Below are 20,444 nucleotides of genomic sequence, written 5' to 3'. Positions count from 1 at the left end.
CTCTGGGAATCATCGGAAGCGGGAACATCGGAACGGCGGTCGCGCGGCTGGCGGTCGCGGCGGACATCGACGTCGCCGTCGACGAGGATCTCGCCGTCGTAGGAACCCGCCGGGTGGACCCCGCTGAGGACCTTCATCAGCGTGGACTTCCCGGCGCCGTTCTCCCCCATGAGCGCGTGGACGCTCCCGTGCGCGACGCTCAGGGACACGCCGTCCAGGGCGCGCACGCCGGGGAACTCCTTGCGGATGCCGCTCATCAGCAGCAGCGGGCTGCCGAGGCGGTCCGGTCGTGTCTGCGTCTCGCTCATTCGAGGTCGGACTCCTCGTAGTAGCCGCTCCCGACCAGCTCCTCCTGGTAGTTGTCGATGTCCACCGAGACGGGTTCGAGCAGGTAGGCGGGGACCACCTTGACCCCGTTGTCGTAGGTCTCGGTGTCGTTGACCTCGACCTCCTCCTCGGCGAGGACGGACTCGACCATGCCGACCGTCTGGGCGGCCAGGGCACGGGTGTCCTTGAAGACCGTCTGGGTCTGCTCGCCGGCGATGATCGACTTGACCGAGGAGACCTCGGCGTCCTGGCCGGTGACGACCGGCAGCGGCCTGTCCTCGGAGCCGTAGCCGACCGCCCTCAGGGACTCGATCACGCCGAGGCTGATGCCGTCGAAGGGGGACAGGACGGCGTCCACCTCCTCGTCGGAGTAGTGGGCGCTGAGGAGGTTGTCCATCCGTGCCTGGGCGATGGCGCCGTCCCAGCGCTGGGTGGAGATCTGGTCCATGGAGGTCTGGCCGCTGCGGACCACCAGCGCCTCGTCGTCGATGTAGGGCTGGAGGACGGACATCGCGCCGTCGTTGAAGAAGTAGGCGTTGTTGTCGTCGGGCGCTCCGCCGAAGAGCTCGATGTCGAAGGGCCCGTCCTCGTTCTCCAGGTCGAGGGCGTCGACGATGTAGTTCCCCTGGAGCTCGCCGACCCTGAGGTTGTCGAAGGTGGCGTAGTAGTCGACGTGCTCGCTGTCGAGGATGAGGCGGTCGTAGGCGATCACGGGGATGTCGTTGTCCGCCGCCATGTCGAGGACGTCGCCCAGTGCCGCACCGTCGATCGCGGCGATGACCAGTACGTCGACGCCCCGGGTGATCATGTTCTCGATCTGGGAGATCTGGTCCTGGACCACGTCCTCGGCGAACTGGAGGTCGGTGCCGAAGCCGCGCTCCTCGAACTCCTCGACCATGTTGGCGCCGTCGGCGATCCAGCGCTCCGAGGACTGGGTGGGCATGGAGATGCCGACGGTGCCGGACTCCCCCTCGGGGCGGGCGGCGTCTCCGACACCGCTGCAGGCGGTGAGCAGGAGCGTCGTCCCTATGACTGCCAGGGCCGGGACGGCCCTCGGGTGGTCGCGCATGTTCTGGTTCCTCTTCCTTCCAGTGGGGGGTGGCCGTCGTTCAGCGGCGGCCGGTGGACAGGGTGACCACGGACCAGGAGACGGGCGGCAGGGCGAGGCCCGCCGCGGCGAGGGCTCCGGCGGCGAAGGCCCTGCGGCCGGGGCCGCGCGGAGCAGGGGGGTCGGGGGGTGAGGGGGGTTCGGGGGGTCGGACGCGCATGGTGTTCTCCTTGCGCCGGGGGGTGGGGAGGGCCCGAGGGCCCTCCCCGGGACGCGGGCGCCGGGCGCCGCGGGGTCCGGGGGGTCAGACCCGGACGTACTCGATGCCGGCGAGCGAGCAGAGGACCCTCCAGTCCTCGGCCCTCGCACCGGTGTTCATGACCATGTGGTGTGTGCCGCCGGACCGGAGCCAGGCGTCCATGCAGGCCCGCACGCCCGACTCCGGCCGGAACTGGCCGTAGGGCATCTCCAGAGACGGCAGTTCGGGTGCGTCGATCACCTCGCCCTCGGCGACCACCAGGCGGAAGTCCTCACCGCCGAGGAAGACCAGGGAGGCGAGGGTCGCGGGTCCCGGCCGGTAGCGGAAGACGATGGTGGGCGGGTCGTCCAGGCCGCCGATCCCCAGGGGGCGCTTGATCAGCCGGACCGGCTCGTCGCCGCGCGCGACCCGCCAGTTCCCCTCCCCCATGTGGCTCATGAGGATGGAGTCGCTGGGGAAGTCCATGGCGTACATCTCGGTGAAGTGGCCGTCCCCGGCGAGCTGGTGCCCGGCGTAGACGATCGACGCGGCCAGCACGTCGCCCTCGCCCGCGAACCCGTACCCCTTGGCCATCAGGGTGGAGGCGGCGGCCATCGGGAGCCGGGCGAAGCGGCCGTCCTCGCCGATGGCGTCGAAGTGGGTGGAGTAGGCGCCCGCGCCCCGCTCCTCCAGCAGCCGCTCGATGCCCAGCTGCATGCGGGCGTGGTCCTCGCGTTCCTCCTTGGAGAGGCGCCCGTCGACCTCGAAGGCCCCGTCCTCCCAGGACATGAGCTCCGCGACCTCCTCCTCCGGCAGGTCGGCCATCGTCCGGTGCAGGGAGCCGGGCGCGATGACCTCGACCTCCGGGCCGAGCTTGCGCAGCAGCGAACTCTCGTCCACCCGGGCGTCGCCCATGCCGTTCATGGGGTAGCCGAACACGCCGACCCTGAGCCCGCGCAGGGCGGTGACCGCGCGGGCCGCCCTGGCCCAGCGGTCGATCCTGTCCGCGAACTCGGGGCTCTGCCACTCCCCGGTGACGACCTCGAACGGGAGTCCGGCGCGCACCATCGCGTTGGCGGTGTCCTGGGCGCCGTGGATGCCCTGGTTGTAGGTCATGTCGTCCATGTCCCAGGACGGGGAGACCGCGGGGTCGGGCTGGATGTTGGCCAGGGCGACGGGCAGCCGCGCCTGGCTGAACAGGCGGGTGACCCGCAGGGAGGGGCCGTAGGTGAGCATGACGACGAGGACCCCGTCGAGGCCGGCGTCCTCGAACCCGCGCATCGCTCGTTCCGCGTCGTCGCGGCCGCGCACCGGGGGGACCAGGGTCCACTCGGCGACCCCGGAGAGCTTCTCGGCGACCCGGGCGGCGTACGCGGCCTGGTGCTCGGTGATACCGGGGATCATGTCGTCGTAGAGCGGCTGCATGATGCCGAGGAGGCCGATGCGGGGCAGGCGGGTTCCGACGGGCGCGTGTGCGGTGGCCGGGGGCGTGGGGAGGGGCACGGTCGTTCCTTACTGGCCGTAGACGTTCTGGTACCGGTCGTGGAGCGCGTCGATGTGCTCCTGGGGGAGGCGTTCGAGCGGCCCGCCCTGGCGGGCGATGTGGACGGTGCGCGCCACGTCCTCGCACATCACCGCGGCCTTGACCGCGTCGCGGGCGGAGGAGCCGACCGTGAAGACGCCGTGCCCGCGCATGAGGACGGCCGGGGACCGGTGTCCGTCGAGGGTCGCGACCACTCCCCTGCCGATGTCGTCGCCGCCGATGAGGGCGAACGGCCCCACGGGGACGTCGCCGCCGAACTCGTCGGCCATCGCCGTGATGACGCACGGGATGGCCTCGCCCCGCGCCGCCCAGGCCGTCGCGTAGGGGCTGTGGGTGTGCGCGACTCCACCGACGTCGGGGCGCGCGCGGTAGACGTGCGCGTGGGAGGCGGTGTCGCTGGAGGGTGCGCGGTGCCCCTCGACCACCTGCCCGTCCAGGTCGCAGACGACCATGTCGGCGGGGGTCAGGTCGTCGTAGGAGACCCCGCTGGGTTTGATCACCATGAGGTCGGCGCCGGGGACGCGGGCGGAGACGTTGCCGCTGGTCCAGGTGACCAGGTTCCAGCGGGGCAGGTCGGCGTGCAGGTCGCACAGGTGCTCACGCAGGCGTTCCACCTCCCCCCGGTACTCCTCGGGGACGGCCGGGGCCGTGTCTGCGGTCATCGTGTTCCCTCCTCGGTGGTGTGGCCGGCGGTGGCCAGGGTGGCGTTGCGGATGGCCCGGAGACGGCGCAGACTCCGGCTGCCGCCCCGGCCGAAGTGGTCGTGGAGCTCGGTGTAGACCGCGAAGAGTTCGTCGTAGGCCGCCGCCCTGCCCGGGTCGGGGTCGACGGTCTCGTCGCGGACCCGCCCCATGGCGGCCGAGGCCGCGTGGATGTCGGGGTGGGCCCCGGCGGCGACGGCCGCGTGGATGGCGGCCCCCACCGCGCAGCTGTACTCGGAGGCGACCAGGCGGATCGGGCGGTCGAGCACGTCGGCGTAGACCTGGAGCACGAACGGGTTGCGGACCATGCCGCCGCCGACCGTGAAGTCCCTGACCGGGACCCCCGCCGACTCGAAGGCCTCGACGATCGTGCGCGTGCCGAAGGCCGTGGCCTCGACCAGGGCGCGGTAGACCTCCTCGGGCCTGGTGGCCAGCGTCATGCCGGCGAGCACGCCCGACAGGTCGTGGTCGACCAGGACCGAGCGGTTCCCGCTGTGCCAGTCCAGGGCGACGAGGCCGTGTTCCCCGACCCGTGCCTTCGAGGCCCGGGCGGAGAGCAGGTCGTGGACGGACAGGCCTCGTGCGCGGGCCTCCTCGTGGTAGGAGGGAGGCACGTAGGAGTCGGCGAACCAGGCGAAGATGTCGCCGACGCCGCTCTGTCCGGCCTCGTAGCCCCACGCCCCGGGGGTGATGCCGCCGAGCGCCATCCCGCACATACCGGGGACCTCGGCGAGGACGTCGGAGTTCATGACGTGGCAGGTGCTGGTGCCCATGATCGCGAGCATCCGGCCGTTGCCGGTGGTCTGCGCGGTGGCGGCGGTGACGTGCGCGTCGATGTTGCCGACCGCGACGGGCAGCCCCTCGGGCAGACCGGTCAGGGCCGCGGCCCCGGCGGTGAGGCCGCCGGCGCGCTCGCCCAGCTGGGAGAGGGGGTGGGCGAGCTTGTCCTCCGCGAAGGTCGCGAAACGGGGGTCGAGTGCGGTCAGGAAGTCCGCTGAGGGCCAGGCTCCGTCCTGGTGGATGCCCTTGTACCCGGCGGTGGCGACGTTGCGGGTCTCGCGTCCGCACAGCTCCCAGACGATCCAGTCGGCGGCCTCGATCCAGCGGTCGGTGCGCTCGTACACCTCGGGGTCCTCGCGCAGCACCTGGAGAGCCTTGGCGAACTGCCACTCGGAGGAGATCCGCCCGCCGTAGCGGGCCAGCCACGTCTCACCCCGTTTCTCGGCGAGGGCGTTGATCTCGTCCGCCTCGGGCTGGGCGGCGTGGTGGCGCCACAGTTTGGGCCAGGCGTGGGGGCGCCCGGCGAGCCCCGGTAGCTCGCACAGCGGGGTGCCGTCCGCGGTCACGGGCAGGACCGTGCAGGAGGTGAAGTCGGTGCCGATGCCGATCACCTGTGCGGGGCTGGCACCGGAGGCCCGCAGTGCCTCGGGCACGGCCGTGGCCAGGACCTCGCGGTAGTCCTCGGGGCTCTGGAGGGCGGTCTCCGGGGCCAGCGGTGCGGAGGAGCCGGGCAGGTGCGCCGTGATGACGCCGTGCCGGTAGGTGTGGGCTGCGGAGCCGAGTTCGGCCCCGTCGGCGGCACGGACGACGACGGCGCGTCCGGACAGGGTCCCGAAGTCGATCCCGATGGTGACCGCGTCCGGCGACAACTGGTTGTTAGCGTTAACATTCTGGCGCACAGGGGGTTCCTTCCTTGGAGGGGCGCGTGGGCCGGGGTGTCAGGGTGGTGGCGGCCCGCTGCTGCCCCGGTGCCTCGGTTCTGCCGGGACGACTCTCCGCGCGGCCCCGGCGGGGTCGGCCGGGCCGTTGCGCCCCGCCCCGATCTCACCGAGGAGCAGGGCCAGACTCTCCCTTCCGACCTGGGCGAAGTCCTGGTACACGGTGCTCAGGGACGGGGTGAGGTACTCCGCTTCGGGGATGTCGTCGAAGCCGACCACGCTGACGTCGCCGGGCACGCTCAGACCGGCCTCGTGCAGGGCGCGCAGCACCCCTATGGCCATCTGGTCGTTGCCCACGAAGATCGCTGTCACCCGCTCCCCCGCGTCGCGCCGGGACACCAGGGCCCGGCCGAGCTCGTAGCCCGACCGGGGGCTCCAGTCCCCCTGGAGCGGTTCCGGAACCGGCGCCCCGGCCTCTTCCAGGGCCCGGCGCCATCCCTGGACGCGGGCCTCGGACTCCAGCCAGAGCGGGTCGCCCTCGATGTGGTGGACCGTGTGATGACCCAGTTCGAGGAGGTGGCGGACGGCGTCCTCGGCACCCTGGGCCTGGTCGACGCAGACGACGGGGAGGCCGGAGCCCTCACCGCCCTCGACCGCGACCAGCGGCAGCGGCCTCGGCAGCGCGGCGAGGGCGTCGACCAGGCTCCGCTGCGGGGCGATGGCGATGCAGCCCTCGACCGACTGCTGGATCAGGAAGTCCGCGGCGGCGACGACACCGGCCGGCGACACGTCGTCGAGACTGACCATGCTCAGGAAGTAGCCCGCCTCGCGCGCCGCGCGCTCGATCCCCGCCAGGGTCTGCGCCGGGCCGAAGAGCGTCGTGTCGAAGGCGATGACGCCGAGCACGTTGGTGCGGCGGGTGACCAGGGCGCGCGCCGTGGAGTTGCGGTGGTAGCCCAGCTCGTCGATCGCCCGCTGCACACGCAGGACGGTCTCCTCGCGGACGTTGGGGTGGCCGTTGATGACGCGGGACACGGTCTGGTGCGAGACACCGGCCAACCGGGCGACGTCGGCCATGACGGGGGTGCGGCCCACGGGTGGGTTCACCTGAACGACACCTCCGGGTATGTCAGGGGAAATGTGACGCGGACAACATTGTTAGCGTTAACATGCGAGGCGTCAACCCCCCTGCCCGGACGAATCGGCGGCGCGACCCGGATCCGCTCCCCGGCGGGGACCGCCGGGGCACCCCCGTCAGCCCACCAGGTGGGAGTGCAGGGCCATCGCGGAGGTGTCGGTGAGTGAGGCGACCTGGTCGACGACCACGCGCAGCGCGGCCGCCTCGTCCGTCGCCTCGGAGAAGGCGGCGCGGAACTGCGGGTCGAGCCCCTCGGGGGCGTTCTTCCAGAGGGCACCGACCAGCTCGGTGATGAGGCGGCGCTCCTCGGCCTGGTAGGCGATGGCCTCGACGCGGGACATCACGAAGTGGGCCGCCACCGCCTTGAGCAGGGCGCACTCCAGCAGGGCCCGGCGGGGTACGACCAGGTCGGCCCCATAGCGCGTGAGCCTCCCCTCCCCGTGCGCGGCCCGGGTCGCGTGCTCGGCCGCCCGGCAGAAGCGGCCGATGAGTTCGCTGGTGAGGTTCTTGAGGGCCGCGAGCGAGGCGAGGTCCCCGGTGAACTCGCTCGGCCACACGGGCGCCGAGAGCAGGTCTGCGAACACCTGGTGCAGCTCGGCGGAATCGGCGTCGCAGTAGTAGGCGGAGGCGATCCGGACGACCTCGGCGCGTTCGGCGGTGCCGCGCAGGGAGGCCATGTCGACGAGCCCGGCGTGCAGGGCGTCCTCGACGTCGTGGACGGAGTACGCGACGTCGTCGGCCCAGTCCATGACCTGCGCCTCGAAGCATGTGCGACCGGCAGGCGCCCCCTGGCGCAGCCAGGCGAAGGCCTCCGTGTCGTCGGGGTAGCAGTTGAACTTGTGGGTGTCGGGGCCCTGGCCCCGGAGCCACGGGTACTTGACCGTGGCGTCCAGGGTGGCGCGGGTGAGGTTGAGCCCCGCGCTGAACCCGTCGGGGTCGATGATCTTGCCTTCGAGCCGGATGAGCAGGCGCAGGCTCTGGGCGTTGCCCTCGAACCCGCCGCAGGCGGCCGCGGCCTCGTCCAGGGCGCGTTCGCCGTTGTGTCCGAACGGGGGGTGCCCGAGGTCGTGGGAGAGGCAGGCCGCCTCGACCAGGTCCGGGTCGCAGCCCAGGGCCTGGCCGAGTTCGCGGCCGATCTGCGCGCACTCCAGGGAATGGGTGAGGCGGGTGCGCGGGAAGTCGCTCACCCCGGGCTGGACCACCTGGGTCTTGGCGGCCAGGCGCCGCAGTGCCGCGCTGTGCAGCACTCTGGCCCGATCGCGTTCGAAGGGGCCGCGAGCCCGGTTCTTGCGGTTCTCGCGCGCCTTGCGCTCGGTGTCCGCCGGCGTGTAGCCGTCGGCTCCGCCTTCGTCGCGGGGGTGCTTCGTCATCGTGTGCGACCCTACTTCCGAATAGGGACCAAACACGCCTTCCGCGCTGTTCAGGCAGCGTTGACGCGAATGTCGCTGCTGTCGTTGAAGATCCAGTAGTACCAGAGCGACGCGGTTTCCCTGGTGATGTACCAGAGCTGGGTGCGCCGCTCGATCACGGCCGGGCCGGACCGCGAGGGCGAGGTTCCCGCCTCGATCCCGTAGTCGGCGGCCATCCGCTTGGAGCGCAGGCTGTGCCACGGGTCGGACACCAGGACGGCCGTTTCCCAGGCGCGGTCCTCGAACACGAGGGAGACGGCGCTGATGCTCTGGAGGGTGTCGCGCCCCTCCTCCACCGCGATGATCTGGTCCGCGGGGATGCCGACCTCGACCAGCCAGTTCCTGCCCGCGGCCGCCTCGGTGAAGTTGTCGCCGGGCTGCTTGCCGCCGACGGTGATGATGACCGGGGCGATGCCTTCGAGGAAGAGGACCTGGGCGTGCCTCAGGCGCGCCTCGAACACGGGCGAGGGAACGCCGTTGTACTGGCTGGCACCGAGGACGACGATGGCGTCGGAGACGACGCGGTCGTCCTGGCGGGCCGTGTACCAGACCCAGCCCCAGGTGCCCGGGGGGATCGCCAGCGCCACCAGCAGCAGGAGTGTGACGATCCAGCGGAGGCGGATGCGGCGCCGCTTGCGGCGGCGCGGCCGGGGCTGCGGACGCTCGGAGCGTCTGGCGCGGGGCGGGGGCGGGGGCTCGTCGTCGTAGGGCTCGTCGTCGTAGGACTCGCCGTCGCGGGGCCCACCGTCGAACGGCTCCGGGTCGAAGGCGCGCGGCCCGAGGTTCCTGGGCTGCGGCCGGTCCCTGACGAAGCGCCGGGTGAAGGCGGCCCCGACGGAGGCGTCCTCGGCCTGCTCGCCGCGGAGGTCGTCGAAGGCCGGGGCGGGACGGTCGAACCCGCGCGTGGCGGAGTCGCCGGGCGCACCCGCGGGCGCGGCGCCGTCGGTACGGGTGAACTCGCGTGTGGCGGAGTCGCCAGGTGAGCCGGGCCCCGTCCTGGAGAACTCCCGGGTGGCGGTGTCGTCCGCACCGCCGACGCGTTCGCGGACACCCTCCCCTGGAGGGGTGGGGGCCGCGGTGAAGCTGTCACGGGAGAAGACCCTGGTCGACTCGTCGTCTGAGGAGGAGTCCGTGACCGGCTCCTCCCACGGCTCGTCGCCGGGGCCGTCGTTCGCCGTTCGCACCGGCTCACCTCCGCACAACTTCGCTGATCGGGATCCTGCTACCCGCTGGGACGACCCGTACCGACCAGCGGTTCGCGACTGCGTGGGTACGGGAGCGGGGTGGTGTCGGCGCGTCCCTCTTCCGCGTGTGGGGAGGAAGCGGGGGACTGCGGCCTTACCGGCGGCCAGAATACATCACGAAGAGGTCACAATGAGCACATCGAGACCTGACCACCGGCCGGGTCGAGTCTAGGGCGTTTTCTGCGGATGAGGGCCCTCGCGGAAGGGTGGGCGCCGGCGGACCGTGGGCGGGACCTCTTGTGCTCGGGTGCGCGGTGCGCGGGGTTCCGTGGCGGGCGGGTCCCACTCGCCGCGGAACCCCGCACGGCACGGGTGTCAGATGGCCGGGCGCCCTGCGGCGCGCCCCGCCTCCAGTCGCGCGACGGGTACCCGGAACGGGGAGCAGGACACGTAGTCCAGACCCACCTGGTGGAAGAAGTGCACCGAGTCGGGGTCGCCGCCGTGCTCGCCGCACACACCGAGCTTGATGCCGGGCCGGGCCGCGCGGCCCTCCTCCACCGCGATGCGGATCAGGCGGCCGACGCCGTCCACGTCCAGGGACTCGAACGGCGACACCCCGAACACGCCCTTCTCCAGGTAGGCGGAGAAGAAGGAGGCCTCGACGTCGTCGCGGGAGAAGCCCCACACCGTCTGGGTGAGGTCGTTGGTGCCGAACGAGAAGAACTCGGCGTTCTCCGCGATCTCACCGGCGGTCAGCGCCGCGCGCGGCAGCTCGATCATCGTGCCGATCGGGAAGTCGAGTTCGACGCCGTGCTCACGCTCCACCTCGCGCAGTACCCGCAGGGCGTCCTCGCGGATGATCTCCAGCTCCTGCACGGTGCCCACCAGCGGGATCATGACCTCGGGGCAGGGGCGCCCGCCCCTGGCCATCCTCTCGACGGCGGCCTCGGCGATGGCGCGCACCTGCATGGAGAACAGGCCGGGGACGACCAGGCCCAGGCGCACGCCGCGCAGGCCCAGCATCGGGTTCTGCTCGTGCAGCTTGTGCACCGCCTGGAGCACCCGCAGGTCGTTCTCGTGGCTCTCGCCGCGCGCCTCGGCGACCGCGACGCGCACGGACAGCTCGGTGATGTCCGGCAGGAACTCGTGCAGCGGCGGGTCCAGCAGGCGGACCGTCACGGGCAGACCGTCCATGGCCTCCAGGATGCCGTCGAAGTCCTCGCGCTGGAGGGGCAGCAGCTCCGCGAGCGCGTTCCGCTGCTCGTCCTCGGTGTCGGCGAGGATGAGCCGCTCCACCAGCTGGCGGCGGTCACCGAGGAACATGTGCTCGGTCCGGCACAGGCCGATGCCCTGGGCACCCATGCGGCGCGCGCGGGCGGCGTCCTCGGCCGTGTCCGCGTTGGCGCGCACCCGCATGCGACGGGCGGCGTCGACGTAGTGCATGAGCCGGTCGACGGAGCGCACGAGGTCGTCGGCCCGGTCGGAGGCCGGGTCGATCTCGCCCTCGAAGTAGCGCACGACGGGCGAGTCCACGACGGGCACCTCACCGAGGTACACCTCGCCGCTCGTGCCGTCGATGGAGATGACGTCGCCCTCCTCGACCACCTCACCGCCGGGGGCGGTCAGGCGCCGGTTCTTGGTGTCCACGTCGATCTCCTCCGCGCCGCAGACACAGGTCTTGCCCATGCCCCGGGCGACGACGGCGGCGTGGGAGGTCTTGCCGCCGCGGCTGGTGAGGATGCCCTCGGCGGCGATCATGCCCTCCAGGTCGTCGGGGTTGGTCTCACGCCGGCACAGGATGACCCTCTCGCCGCTGCGCGACCACTTGACGGCCGTGTAGGAGTCGAAGACGGCCTTGCCGACGGCTGCGCCCGGGGAGGCGTTCATGCCGCGGCCGATGCGGCGGACCCCGGCCCCGGCGACGGCGCCCTCGTCGAAGCGGGGGAACATCAGCTGGGCGAGCTGGTCCCCGGTGACGCGCTGCACGGCCTCGTCCAGGGTGATCATGCCCTGGTCGACCAGCTGGTCGGCGATGCGGAACGCGGCGGCGGCGGTGCGCTTGCCGACCCTTGTCTGGAGCATCCACAGCTTGCCGCGCTCGATCGTGAACTCGATGTCGCACAGGTCGCGGTAGTGGTTCTCCAGGGTGTCCATGATGCCCATCAGCTCCCCGTGGCTGCGGGCGTCGATCTTCTCCAGGTCCGCGAGGGGCACGGTGTTGCGGATGCCCGCCACCACGTCCTCCCCCTGGGCGTTCTGGAGGTAGTCGCCGTAGACGCCCGGCTGGCCGGAGGCCGGGTCGCGGGTGAACGCGACACCGGTGCCGGAGTCCATGCCGAGGTTGCCGAAGACCATGGAGCAGATGTTGACGGCGGTGCCGAGGTCGGCGGGGATGCGCTCCTGGCGGCGGTAGAGGGCCGCGCGGGGGGCGTTCCAGGAGTCGAAGACCGCGTTGACCGCGAGGGTCATCTGCTCACGGGGATCGTCGGGGAAGGGCCGCCCCGTCTGTTCCAGGACGACGGCCTTGAAGCGCTCGACCAGCTCACGGAAGTCGGCGGCGTCGAGGTCCAGGTCGCCGGTGACGCCCTTGGCGGCCTTGACCTCGTCGATGGCGTCCTCGAAGAGCTCGCCGTCGATGTCCTGGACGGTCTTGCCGAACATCTGGACGAGGCGGCGGTAGGAGTCCCAGGCGAACCGCTCGTCGCCGCCCTGCGCGGCGAGGCCGACGACGGACTCGTCGTTGAGGCCGATGTTGAGGACGGTCTCCATCATGCCGGGCATGGAGAACCTCGCGCCCGAGCGCACGCTCACCAGGAGCGGGTCGTCGGCCTGGCCGAGTCGGCGCCCCATGGTCCTCTCCAGGTCGGCGAGGTTCGCCTCGATCTCCTCGTCCAGGCCGGTGGGGACACTGCCGTGGGAGAGGTAGTGACGGCACGCCTCGGTGGTGATCGTGAAGCCCGGGGGGACGGGAAGGCCGAGGTTGGTCATCTCGGCGAGGTTGGCCCCCTTGCCTCCGAGGAGATCCTTCAGGTCCTTGTTGCCCTCAGTGAACGTGTAGACGTACTTGGCCACGGGGGTTCTCCCTCGATTCTCGACGGCTCCGCGGTGGATCGGCGCCTGTGCCCGGATGGGCGCGACTCTACCCACCCTCGACACCAGCACCTCTTCACGAACCACCATTTTGCGACATCTCCGCAGGTCAAAGACATTAAACAGGTCTATACCAATGGTTCAGCCCGAGCACGGCAACTCCACCCTCGCAGGTCAACCAGAGGGAGCTTTGGGGCGCACGATGCGCCTGGTCACGGGGTTACACTCGCGCCCGGACGGGAGTCACCTCCCGCACCGACGCCCCTGGGGCGGCCACGACCAATCCAGCACAACACCCCACCCCAGAGGACCCTGTGCCACGCGACACAGAACTACCAGACAGTAACCTACGCCCCCGTAAGTTAGGCTGGGGGAGAGGCCCGCAGCGGCGCGGACCGCGGGACGGAGGGGAACAGCGTGTCGGAGGAACAGGCGCGGAGCACCGGGCACACGAGGACCGGCGGTACCGGGCCGGACGGAGCGGATGCCCGGACCGACGCGGACGGGGCACAAGAGGACGCATCCATGCCCGAGAGGGCCGTCGCGGCGGCCGGAGAGCTGCTGGATGCGGTCAAACCCAGGTTGCGCGGCTGGCTACACCTGGGAACAGCACCGCTCGCCCTCGCGGCGGGCATCGTGCTGGTAGCGCTCTCCCCCACCGTGCCCGCGCTGCTGGCCAGCGCCGTGTACGCGCTCAGCTCGGTGCTGCTGTTCAGCACCTCGGCCGTCTACCACGTGGGCCGTTGGTCACCGCGCGCGCAGAAGGTCCTGCGGCGCATGGACCACTCGAACATCTACCTGATCATCGCGGGCACCTACACGCCGTTCATCGTGCTCGTCCTCGACGGGGTACTGCGCACGGCGATGCTGGCGCTGGTCTGGGGCGGCGCCATCGCCGGGGTCGGCTTCAAACTGCTGTGGCTCAACGCCCCGCGTTGGCTGTCCACGGCCCTGTACCTGGCCATCGGCTGGGTGGCGGTGCTGTTCATCCCGGACCTGATCCACGGCACCCACCCGGCGACATGGATCCTCATCCTGGTCGGGGGGTTGCTGTACAGCATCGGAGCGGTCGTCTACGGGCTCAAGCGGCCCAACCCGGCACCGCGCTGGTTCGGCTTCCACGAGATCTTCCACTCGCTCACCATCGCGGCGTTCGTCTGCCACTACATCGCGGTGTCCTTCGTCGTCTACACCTCCGCCTGACGCTCACGGACAGCGCGGTCGAGACAGTGCCGCGAACCGGACCACCCCCGCCACGGGCACGCTCAGGCGCGCGAACCGGGCCTCAGGGGGGCGGCCCGGAGCACGGGGGCGTCGGTCGGACCCTATCCACGTCACGATTCGCTCACGCGGTAGGACACGCAGTGCGAAATGCGCCTTTATCTCCGGCGGCCTGACGCTACGTTGAGAACCGGTTCCCCGGCCGTGTGCGGCCGGGGAACCGACGAGGCGGCCGGAGACCACATCCCCCCGGGTCCGGCCGTCTCACTGCCCCCCGGGGCCAGGACGAACACTGCCGCCCGCTCCCCGGCAGGGAAGCAGGCGGCAGTGTTTCTACGTGCTCGCAGGCTCGCAACGGGGCTCGGTGCGCAAAGAGCCGGACTCCACACGCACAGAGCCCGACTCCACACGCACAGAGCCGAACCCTGAGGTCAGCAGCCGGGCAGGCGCTCGAACAGGTAGGTCTCCACCCTGTCCAGGGAGACCCGCTCCTGGGACATGGTGTCGCGCTCGCGCACGGTCACCGCGTTGTCCTCCAGAGTGTCGAAGTCCACCGTCACGCAGAACGGGGTACCGATCTCGTCCTGGCGGCGGTAGCGGCGGCCGATCGCACCGGCGTCGTCGAACTCCACGTTCCAGCGCTTGCGCAGGGCGGCGGCCAGGTCGCGGGCCTTCGGCGACAGGTCGGCGTTGCGCGACAGCGGCAGGACCGCGGCCTTGACCGGGGACAGGCGCGGGTCCAGGCGCATGACGGCGCGCTTCTCCAGCTTGCCCTTGGCGTTGGGCGCCTCGTCCACGTTGTACGCGTCCAGCATGAACGTGAGCACCGCCCGGTCGACACCGGCCGCGGGCTCGATGACGTAGGGGATGTAGCGCTCGTTGCTCTCCTGGTCGAAGTACGACAGGTCGACGCCGGACGACTCCGCGTGCGTCTTCAGGTCGAAGTCGGTCCGGTTGGCGATGCCCTCCAGCTCACCCCACTCGCTGCCCACGAAGTTGAAGCGGTACTCCACGTCCACGGTGCGGGTGGAGTAGTGGGAGAGCTTCTCCTTCGGGTGCTCGAACAGGCGCAGGTTGTCCTCGGCGATGCCCAGGTCGACGTACCACTGGAAGCGGGTGTCGATCCAGTACTGGTGCCAGTCCGCGTCGGAGCCGGGCTTGACGAAGAACTCCATCTCCATCTGCTCGAACTCGCGGGTGCGGAAGATGAAGTTGCCCGGGGTGATCTCGTTGCGGAACGACTTGCCGATCTGGCCGATGCCGAAGGGCACCTTGCGGCGGGCGCTCTGCTCGACGTTCTTGTAGTTGATGAAGATGCCCTGGGCGGTCTCCGGGCGCAGGTACGCCAGGCCCTTCTCGTCCTGGACCGGGCCCAGGTAGGTGCGCAGGAGGCCGTTGAACATGCGCGGCTCGGTGAAGGAGGCCTTGGCGCCGCAGTTGGGGCAGGCGATGGCGGCGAGGCCGTCGGCGGGCTCGTGGCCGTGCTTCTCCTCGTAGGCCTCGACGAGGTGGTCCGCGCGGAAGCGCTTGTGGCAGGACTGGCACTCGGTGAGCGGGTCGACGAACGTCGACACGTGGCCGGAGGCCTCCCAGACCTCACGGGCCAGGATGACGCTGGAGTCCAGGCCGACGATGTCCTCGCGCTCCTGCACCATCGAACGCCACCACTGGCGCTTGACGTTGTTCTTCAGCTCAACCCCGAGGGGGCCGTAGTCCCAGGCGGCGCGCAGACCTCCGTAGATCTCACTGGAGGGGTAGACCAGACCTCGGCGCTTGGCGAGGTTGACCAGTGCGTCCATTGCCTCTGACTTGGCGGCCATGGGTGACTCTCCATCCGGCTGGCAGTCGGTGGATCGCGGTTCGCGATACATCGTCGTGTGGGAAGCGGTACGTGCGCCGAAACCAGGGAGTGGCACCGTCGGACGTCCGCGTCCACCCAGGCTAGAGCACCGGGCAAGCCCTCGCACACGGTATGCGCCTCCGTGCGGGCCCACCGCCTCAGACCGGGGCGCCGCCCCTCGCGACGATCTCGTACGCGCTCGGCTCGTCGATGGCGCGGGACAGCAGTGGGACGGCGTTGACCTTGACGTCGAAGTCGGAGAGCGCCCGGCGGTAGAAGCCGGCACCGTCCCACTCGGTGACCACCGTCCACAGGTCGGGGTCGTCCGCGGCGCGGCCGATGCGGTGGCCCCGGAAACCGGGACGGCGGGAGAGCGCCTGGACGGCGGCGTCGGCGTCGGCGCGGAAGGCGTCGAGGTCGGACTCGGGCACGGAGTAGCGGGTGATGACGATCACCGCACCATTGTGTCCCACCCGGGGAGCGGCCGTGCGGCCGCCGGCGGGAGAGCGCCCGCCCTGGGTGTGCGCGGGAGCCCCGGCGGTCGTTCGACCGCCGGGGCTCCGGAGCGCTGGGCCCGCTCCCCCGGGTCAGCCCTCGCCGAAGACGCGGTCCACGACGCGCGCCGCCGCGCGGCCGTCGTCGAGCGGGCAGAACCGGTCGACGAAGGACCGGTAGGACGGTTCGGCCCGGCGCGCCACCTCGTCGATGTCCAGCAGGGCTCCGATGACGTCGTCGGACTCGGTCAGCAGCGGGCCCGGAGCGGTCTCCTCGAAGTCGAAGTAGAACCCCCGCAGGTTGTCCCGGTAGCCGTCCAGGTCGTACGTGAAGAACAGCATCGGCCGACCGGTGTTGGCGAAGTCGAACATCATGGAGGAGTAGTCCGTGATGAGCACGTCGGTGACCAGGAACAGCTCCATGATCTCCGGGTACAGGGACACGTCGTGGACGAAGCCCTCTCCCACGATCGGCACGCTGTCGACCACCCGGGGGTGGCGGCGCACCAGCAGCACGTGGTCGTCGCCGAGCTTCTCGTACATCCGGCGCAGGTCCAGGTGCAGGTCGAGCTTGTGCTTGCCGCGCGTGTAGTACTTGTCGTCACGCCAGGTCGGCGCGTACAACACCACCTTCTTGCCCTCGGGCAGTCCGAGGCGGCGCCGGGTGCGTTCCGCGATCGCCTCCCGGTCGGGTGAGAAGAAGATGTCGTTGCGCGGGTAGCCGGTCTCCAGGACCTCGCCGTCGAACCGGAAGGCGCTGCGCAGGATCGGCGTCGCCCACGGACTCGGCGAGACCAGGTAGTCCCACTGCTGGGTCTCCCAGGCGAGTTTGTCGAAGTAGTCGCGGGACTTGCCCCGGATGTTCTCGACGTCGAAACCGATGCGCTTGAGCATCGAGCCGTGCCAGGTCTGCACGACCACCTGGTCGGGGTGCCGGTGGAACCATGCGGGCTGGCGCGAGTTGGTGACCAGGTAGCGCGTGCGGGCCAGCGCCTCGTAGTACTCCCGGCCCCGGTGCCGGACGGGCGAGAGGTCGTCGGGCAGGCGTACCTGGCCGTCGGCCGTCAGCCATGACATCGGGTAGTCCGCCCACCGACCCCGGCGGCGCAGCTCCGCGTAGAGGCTCTGCGGGCTGTCGGAGTACTGGCGTCCGGTGTAGGTGTCGAAGAGGATGCCGTCGGTGACCGGCTTCTCCCGCTCGGCCGGGTAGTACGTCTCCCGCAGCTCGCGCTGGGCGAAGCTGCCGCGTTCGACGGGGCGCAGGTCGCTGCCGACCTGGAGGACGGGGATGCCGCGCCCCTGGTAGGAGAGCTTGTAGGCGCGCTCGCTGGTCTGCATCTCCAGCGGCAGGTCCGTGATGAGCCCGTCGGAGAACTCCACGCCCACGTCCGTGGCGCCGACCCCGACGCCCTCCGCGGCCCCCCGGACCCGTCCCCACAGCTGGTAGGCGCCTGCGGGAAGGGAGAGGTCGCCGGAGAGGGTGGGGATGTCCGCCGGGGAGAACCTGGCCTCGAACCGGCCCCCCGAGCGCTTCACCCGCAGTCCGTGCTCCTCGTCGCGCCCCCGCGCCTTGGCGATCAGGTGCAGGTCGGCGTCGGCGGGGAACTCGCCCTCCAGGAGGAGCGCGCGCCCCTCCCAGCGGGCCCCGTCGACGGTGGGCCGGGCGTGTCCGGCACGCAGCCTCAGGTAGCCGGTGGCACCGCGCCGCACGCCCAGCTCCTGGAGGGTGTCCTCGGTCGCGTAGGCGGTGGTGGCGACCTCGTCGGGCATCACCAGGGGGACAGCCTGCTGGTCGGGGGTGACCAGGTGGACGTCCCACTCCTCCTGCCGGATCACGCCGCCGTACTCGCTGACGCTGCGGTCGAAGAGCTCGTCGGCGTGCACCCGGGCGCTGAAGCGTCCCGCGTGCAGGGAGACCGGGAGGGTGAGCACCGCCGTGCCCGGACGCCGGGTCAGGCGCAGCTCGGTGGCCTCGGCGGCGGGCGCCGAGAGCAGCTCGCCCTCCAGGTCCAGGTCGCCGGTGCGGGCGTCGAAGCGGTGGGAGGTGATGCGGGCACGGGCCTGTTCGACCCCCACGACCAGCTGCCGGTCCTTGTTCCAGTGCGGACGGATCCACACGTCCTCGTCGACCTGGTGGTAGCCGGGGCGCTCCGGCGGGCCGGAGGCGGGATTGGAGAGGAACTTGCGCCGGGTGATGCCGCGGTTGAGGACGACCAGCTCGATCTTCCAGTCCCCGGGCTTCCAGCCGCCGGAGGAGCGCAGCTTGCGCGGGTCGAGGATGATGCTGAAGCCGCCGTAGTCGTGGCGGGCCGCGTCGATGACGTCGGGAAGCTTGTACTCGGCGGCGAGCCGGGTGCGGACGGGCACGCGCACACGGCGGTGGTTGGCGGTGTTGACGGCGAACGCGACCACGTGCTGCTGCCAGCGCCTGCGGGCCCGGAGGTGGCGGATGCCGACTCTGCCGCTGATGTGCAGGCGACCGTCCTCCCAGCGGATCTCCTCTGTCTTCTGGCGGACCCGGATGTCCTCGTCGAGCCGGTACACCTCGCGGGGCACGGCGCGGTTCGGGTCCTCGGACTCGAAGAAGGGGTAGCGGATGTAGTAGCCGAGGCCGCGCCTGACGACGGTGGCCTTCTTGATCTCCACGCTCTTGGCGAAGGTGGCCACCTCCAGGACGTCCGCCACCCGCCGCTTGCGCACCAGGTGGTAGAGGAGGCGCGCGAGGACGTTGAGGCCGCGCAGCTGCTGCGCGGGGACGTGGTCCAGGTAGCTGTTGAGCAGGTCGACCGCGGTCTCGCGGGCGGTTTCCTCCGCGTCCTCCAGCCGGAGGGCCAGGTTGTGGAGCTCCCCGTTGAGGAGGGTGCGGTCCCACAGCTCGCGGTCGGCGGTGGTGAGGCTGGCCGCGAGGTCGCCCATGGCGGTGATGCGGCGGTTCAGGACCTCCTCCTCCAGCGGGAGCCGGATGCGCTCGCGCTCGCGCATGAGCAGGACGGGTCCGGGCAGGACGTCGACGGCGGAGGCGGCGAGGGCGGCCCTGCGCAGACCCAGGTCGGCGTCCTCGGGGTGGAGCCCGTGGTCGGGCAGGGACTCCCAGAACCCCTTGCGCCAGAGCTTGTTGCCGAGCGTGGAGTCCGAGGCCAGCGCGGGAACGTTCCGGGGGTCCTCGGCCAGGCGGTGCTTGCCGCAGTAGCGCCGATGGGCCCTGGAGGGGGAGGCCCCGAGCTCGTTGAACTTGTACACGTTGCCGACGACCAGGTCGGAGTGGCTGTCGGCGGCGCTCTTGACGAGGTAGGACAGGGCGTAACCGGTGAGGGCGTCGGAGCCCTCCAGGAAGAGCAGGTGGGTGCCGCCGGCCGCCTCGGCCCCGCGTGTACGCGCGGTCGGCCGGTCGGGGGCGGGCTCGCCTCCCAGGAGGACGGCGGTGATCCCGACCGGCGGGGACCCGGCGAACGCGGCGGCCGTGGCGAGCCCTTCCTCACGGACGGACTCGACGGCTTCGTCCCCCTGTTCACCGTCCTCGGCCTGGACGTCGGGGTCGGTGTCCTCCGCGGCCTCCTCGTCACCGTTGCCGTCCGTGTCCGCGTCAGCGGTGGGGGCCCCGGTGTCGGCGGTGCGGGGGCGGTCGCGGTTTTCGGCGCGGATCGGGACGAGGACGACCTCGATGTCCGTGCGCGGCTCGGACTCCGCCGCCCCCTCCCGGTCACCGCGGTATTGGCGGCTCAGGGAGTCGAGGCAGTTCTGTAGGTGTGGCTCGGTGACGTCGAACGTCACGACGACAGTGGGTTCGGGCACGGAAGTTGACACCCTCCGGAGGGTTTGTTGCCGTGGCGACGCGCGGGAACCATCGGCGCGGGCCGCGTTTCTCAGACGACGAATAACAGCTGGACGTAAGGGATGCACGACCATCGGTGTGCCGGGCCCCTCTCGACGGCGCGCTGCGCGGGTCGGGGGGAGGCGTGCGGCGTGTGAGGCCGCGCCGGTGCCCGGCGGCGAGCCGGGGCCCTGCACTAGGGTCAGACACACAAGTATCACAGGCCCGGGAACCCGACGCCCACCGCCGCGGGGCGGGTGACCCCGGTGAACGGCCCCGACCCCCTGCCGGCGGCACGACCCAGAAGCGGATACGGACAGCATGGCCCCTCCTGAACACGGTGACGAGAAGCGGCGTGGAGACGGGGATCTCCCCCTCCCCAAGGAGGACTCCCCGTCCGCCCCCGGTCCCGGGAGAGCAGGTGGCGCAGGGCGGCTGCGGCGGACGGTGGAGGAGCGCAGCGCGGTGCCGCTGGTGTGGTTGCACCAGCGTCCTCGCTGGCTGGCGCCGCTGGTGCTGGGCGCGCTGTTCATCGCGGGCCTGGCGGCGCCCGGTCTCGTGGGCGCGGTCTGCCTGCTCCTGGTGGCGGCCTTCTTCGTGTGGCTGGCGTTCCTGACCTGGCCCTCCCTGACCGGGCAGCAGAAGGTGCCCCGCGTGCTCATGGTGGGGGTCGTGCTGGTCCTGGCCGTGGCGCGGACCCAGGGTTTCTGACCCCGATCCGCCCTTGACAACGCCCCTGTCA

15 protein-coding genes are annotated in these 20,444 nt (G+C 71.3%); 2 read left to right on the top strand and 13 right to left on the bottom strand.

The window, feature by feature from the left end; all coding sequences use genetic code 11:
* From ACFWTE_RS19435 to ppdK, 10 genes are all read right to left on the bottom strand, one after another.
* A partial coding sequence (locus tag ACFWTE_RS19435; RefSeq protein ID WP_378780969.1) for an ATP-binding cassette domain-containing protein occupies nucleotides 1–308 on the bottom strand: 308 nt, incomplete at its 3' end.
* Nucleotides 305–1,396 carry a multiple monosaccharide ABC transporter substrate-binding protein gene (gene chvE, locus ACFWTE_RS19430; protein WP_378780968.1) on the bottom strand — a complete coding sequence of 364 codons (1,092 nt, stop codon included), beginning with the start codon at nucleotides 1,394–1,396 and terminating at the stop codon, nucleotides 305–307. The genes ACFWTE_RS19435 and chvE, both read right to left, overlap by 4 nt.
* 40 nt (nucleotides 1,397–1,436) lie before the next feature.
* Nucleotides 1,437–1,595: a hypothetical protein gene (locus ACFWTE_RS19425; protein ID WP_378780967.1), complete on the bottom strand. Its 159-nt coding sequence runs from the start codon at nucleotides 1,593–1,595 to the stop codon at nucleotides 1,437–1,439.
* A gap of 84 nt (nucleotides 1,596–1,679) precedes the next feature.
* On the bottom strand, nucleotides 1,680–3,116 hold the full coding sequence (locus tag ACFWTE_RS19420; protein WP_378780966.1) for an L-fucose/L-arabinose isomerase family protein: 1,437 nt from the start codon (nucleotides 3,114–3,116) through the stop codon (nucleotides 1,680–1,682).
* A gap of 9 nt (nucleotides 3,117–3,125) precedes the next feature.
* Nucleotides 3,126–3,818, bottom strand: a complete 693-nt coding sequence (locus ACFWTE_RS19415; RefSeq protein WP_378780965.1) for an L-ribulose-5-phosphate 4-epimerase — start codon at nucleotides 3,816–3,818, stop codon at nucleotides 3,126–3,128.
* Nucleotides 3,815–5,536, bottom strand: coding sequence for a ribulokinase (gene araB / locus ACFWTE_RS19410; RefSeq protein ID WP_378780964.1), 1,722 nt, complete (start codon nucleotides 5,534–5,536; stop codon nucleotides 3,815–3,817). Before araB ends, ACFWTE_RS19415 begins: the two co-directional genes overlap by 4 nt.
* Nucleotides 5,537–5,575: 39 nt before the next feature.
* The gene (locus ACFWTE_RS19405) at nucleotides 5,576–6,592 is read right to left on the bottom strand and encodes a LacI family DNA-binding transcriptional regulator (protein ID WP_378780970.1); all 1,017 of its coding nucleotides are present in this window, start codon (nucleotides 6,590–6,592) and stop codon (nucleotides 5,576–5,578) included.
* A 177-nt stretch (nucleotides 6,593–6,769) separates the two neighbouring features.
* Nucleotides 6,770–8,023, bottom strand: a complete 1,254-nt coding sequence (locus tag ACFWTE_RS19400; RefSeq protein ID WP_378780962.1) for a deoxyguanosinetriphosphate triphosphohydrolase — start codon at nucleotides 8,021–8,023, stop codon at nucleotides 6,770–6,772.
* A 50-nt stretch (nucleotides 8,024–8,073) separates the two neighbouring features.
* The gene (locus ACFWTE_RS19395; protein ID WP_378780961.1) at nucleotides 8,074–9,246 is read right to left on the bottom strand and encodes a YdcF family protein; all 1,173 of its coding nucleotides are present in this window, start codon (nucleotides 9,244–9,246) and stop codon (nucleotides 8,074–8,076) included.
* Nucleotides 9,247–9,621: 375 nt separating this feature from the next.
* Nucleotides 9,622–12,318 (bottom strand): pyruvate, phosphate dikinase, encoded by a 2,697-nt coding sequence (ppdK, locus tag ACFWTE_RS19390; protein ID WP_378780959.1) that lies wholly within the window; start codon nucleotides 12,316–12,318, stop codon nucleotides 9,622–9,624.
* Between the two features lie 543 nt (nucleotides 12,319–12,861).
* Between ppdK and ACFWTE_RS19385 the strand changes: the two genes are divergently transcribed.
* Nucleotides 12,862–13,539: a hemolysin III family protein gene (locus ACFWTE_RS19385; RefSeq protein WP_378780957.1), complete on the top strand. Its 678-nt coding sequence runs from the start codon at nucleotides 12,862–12,864 to the stop codon at nucleotides 13,537–13,539.
* 449 nt (nucleotides 13,540–13,988) lie between these two features.
* Here ACFWTE_RS19385 and ACFWTE_RS19380 read toward each other — a convergent pair whose 3' ends face one another.
* The 3 genes from ACFWTE_RS19380 to ACFWTE_RS19370 form a co-directional block, all read right to left on the bottom strand.
* Entirely contained in the window at nucleotides 13,989–15,377 is a 1,389-nt protein-coding gene (locus ACFWTE_RS19380) for a glycine--tRNA ligase (protein ID WP_378780956.1), read from the bottom strand.
* Nucleotides 15,378–15,555: 178 nt separating this feature from the next.
* The gene (locus ACFWTE_RS19375) at nucleotides 15,556–15,852 is read right to left on the bottom strand and encodes an antibiotic biosynthesis monooxygenase family protein (RefSeq protein ID WP_378780955.1); all 297 of its coding nucleotides are present in this window, start codon (nucleotides 15,850–15,852) and stop codon (nucleotides 15,556–15,558) included.
* Nucleotides 15,853–15,984: 132 nt separating this feature from the next.
* The gene (locus ACFWTE_RS19370) at nucleotides 15,985–19,683 is read right to left on the bottom strand and encodes a CDP-glycerol glycerophosphotransferase family protein (RefSeq protein ID WP_378780954.1); all 3,699 of its coding nucleotides are present in this window, start codon (nucleotides 19,681–19,683) and stop codon (nucleotides 15,985–15,987) included.
* A 340-nt stretch (nucleotides 19,684–20,023) separates the two neighbouring features.
* Between ACFWTE_RS19370 and ACFWTE_RS19365 the strand changes: the two genes are divergently transcribed.
* A complete protein-coding gene (locus tag ACFWTE_RS19365) occupies nucleotides 20,024–20,413 on the top strand; it encodes a DUF6703 family protein (protein ID WP_378780953.1) in 390 nt (129 codons plus the stop codon).
* The last annotated feature ends 31 nt before the right edge of the window (nucleotides 20,414–20,444 follow it).

The organism is Nocardiopsis sp. NPDC058631 (assembly GCF_042716955.1).
Taxonomy (GTDB): Bacteria; Actinomycetota; Actinomycetes; order Streptosporangiales; family Streptosporangiaceae; genus Nocardiopsis.
This window is presented reverse-complemented; position numbering and strand designations above follow the sequence as displayed.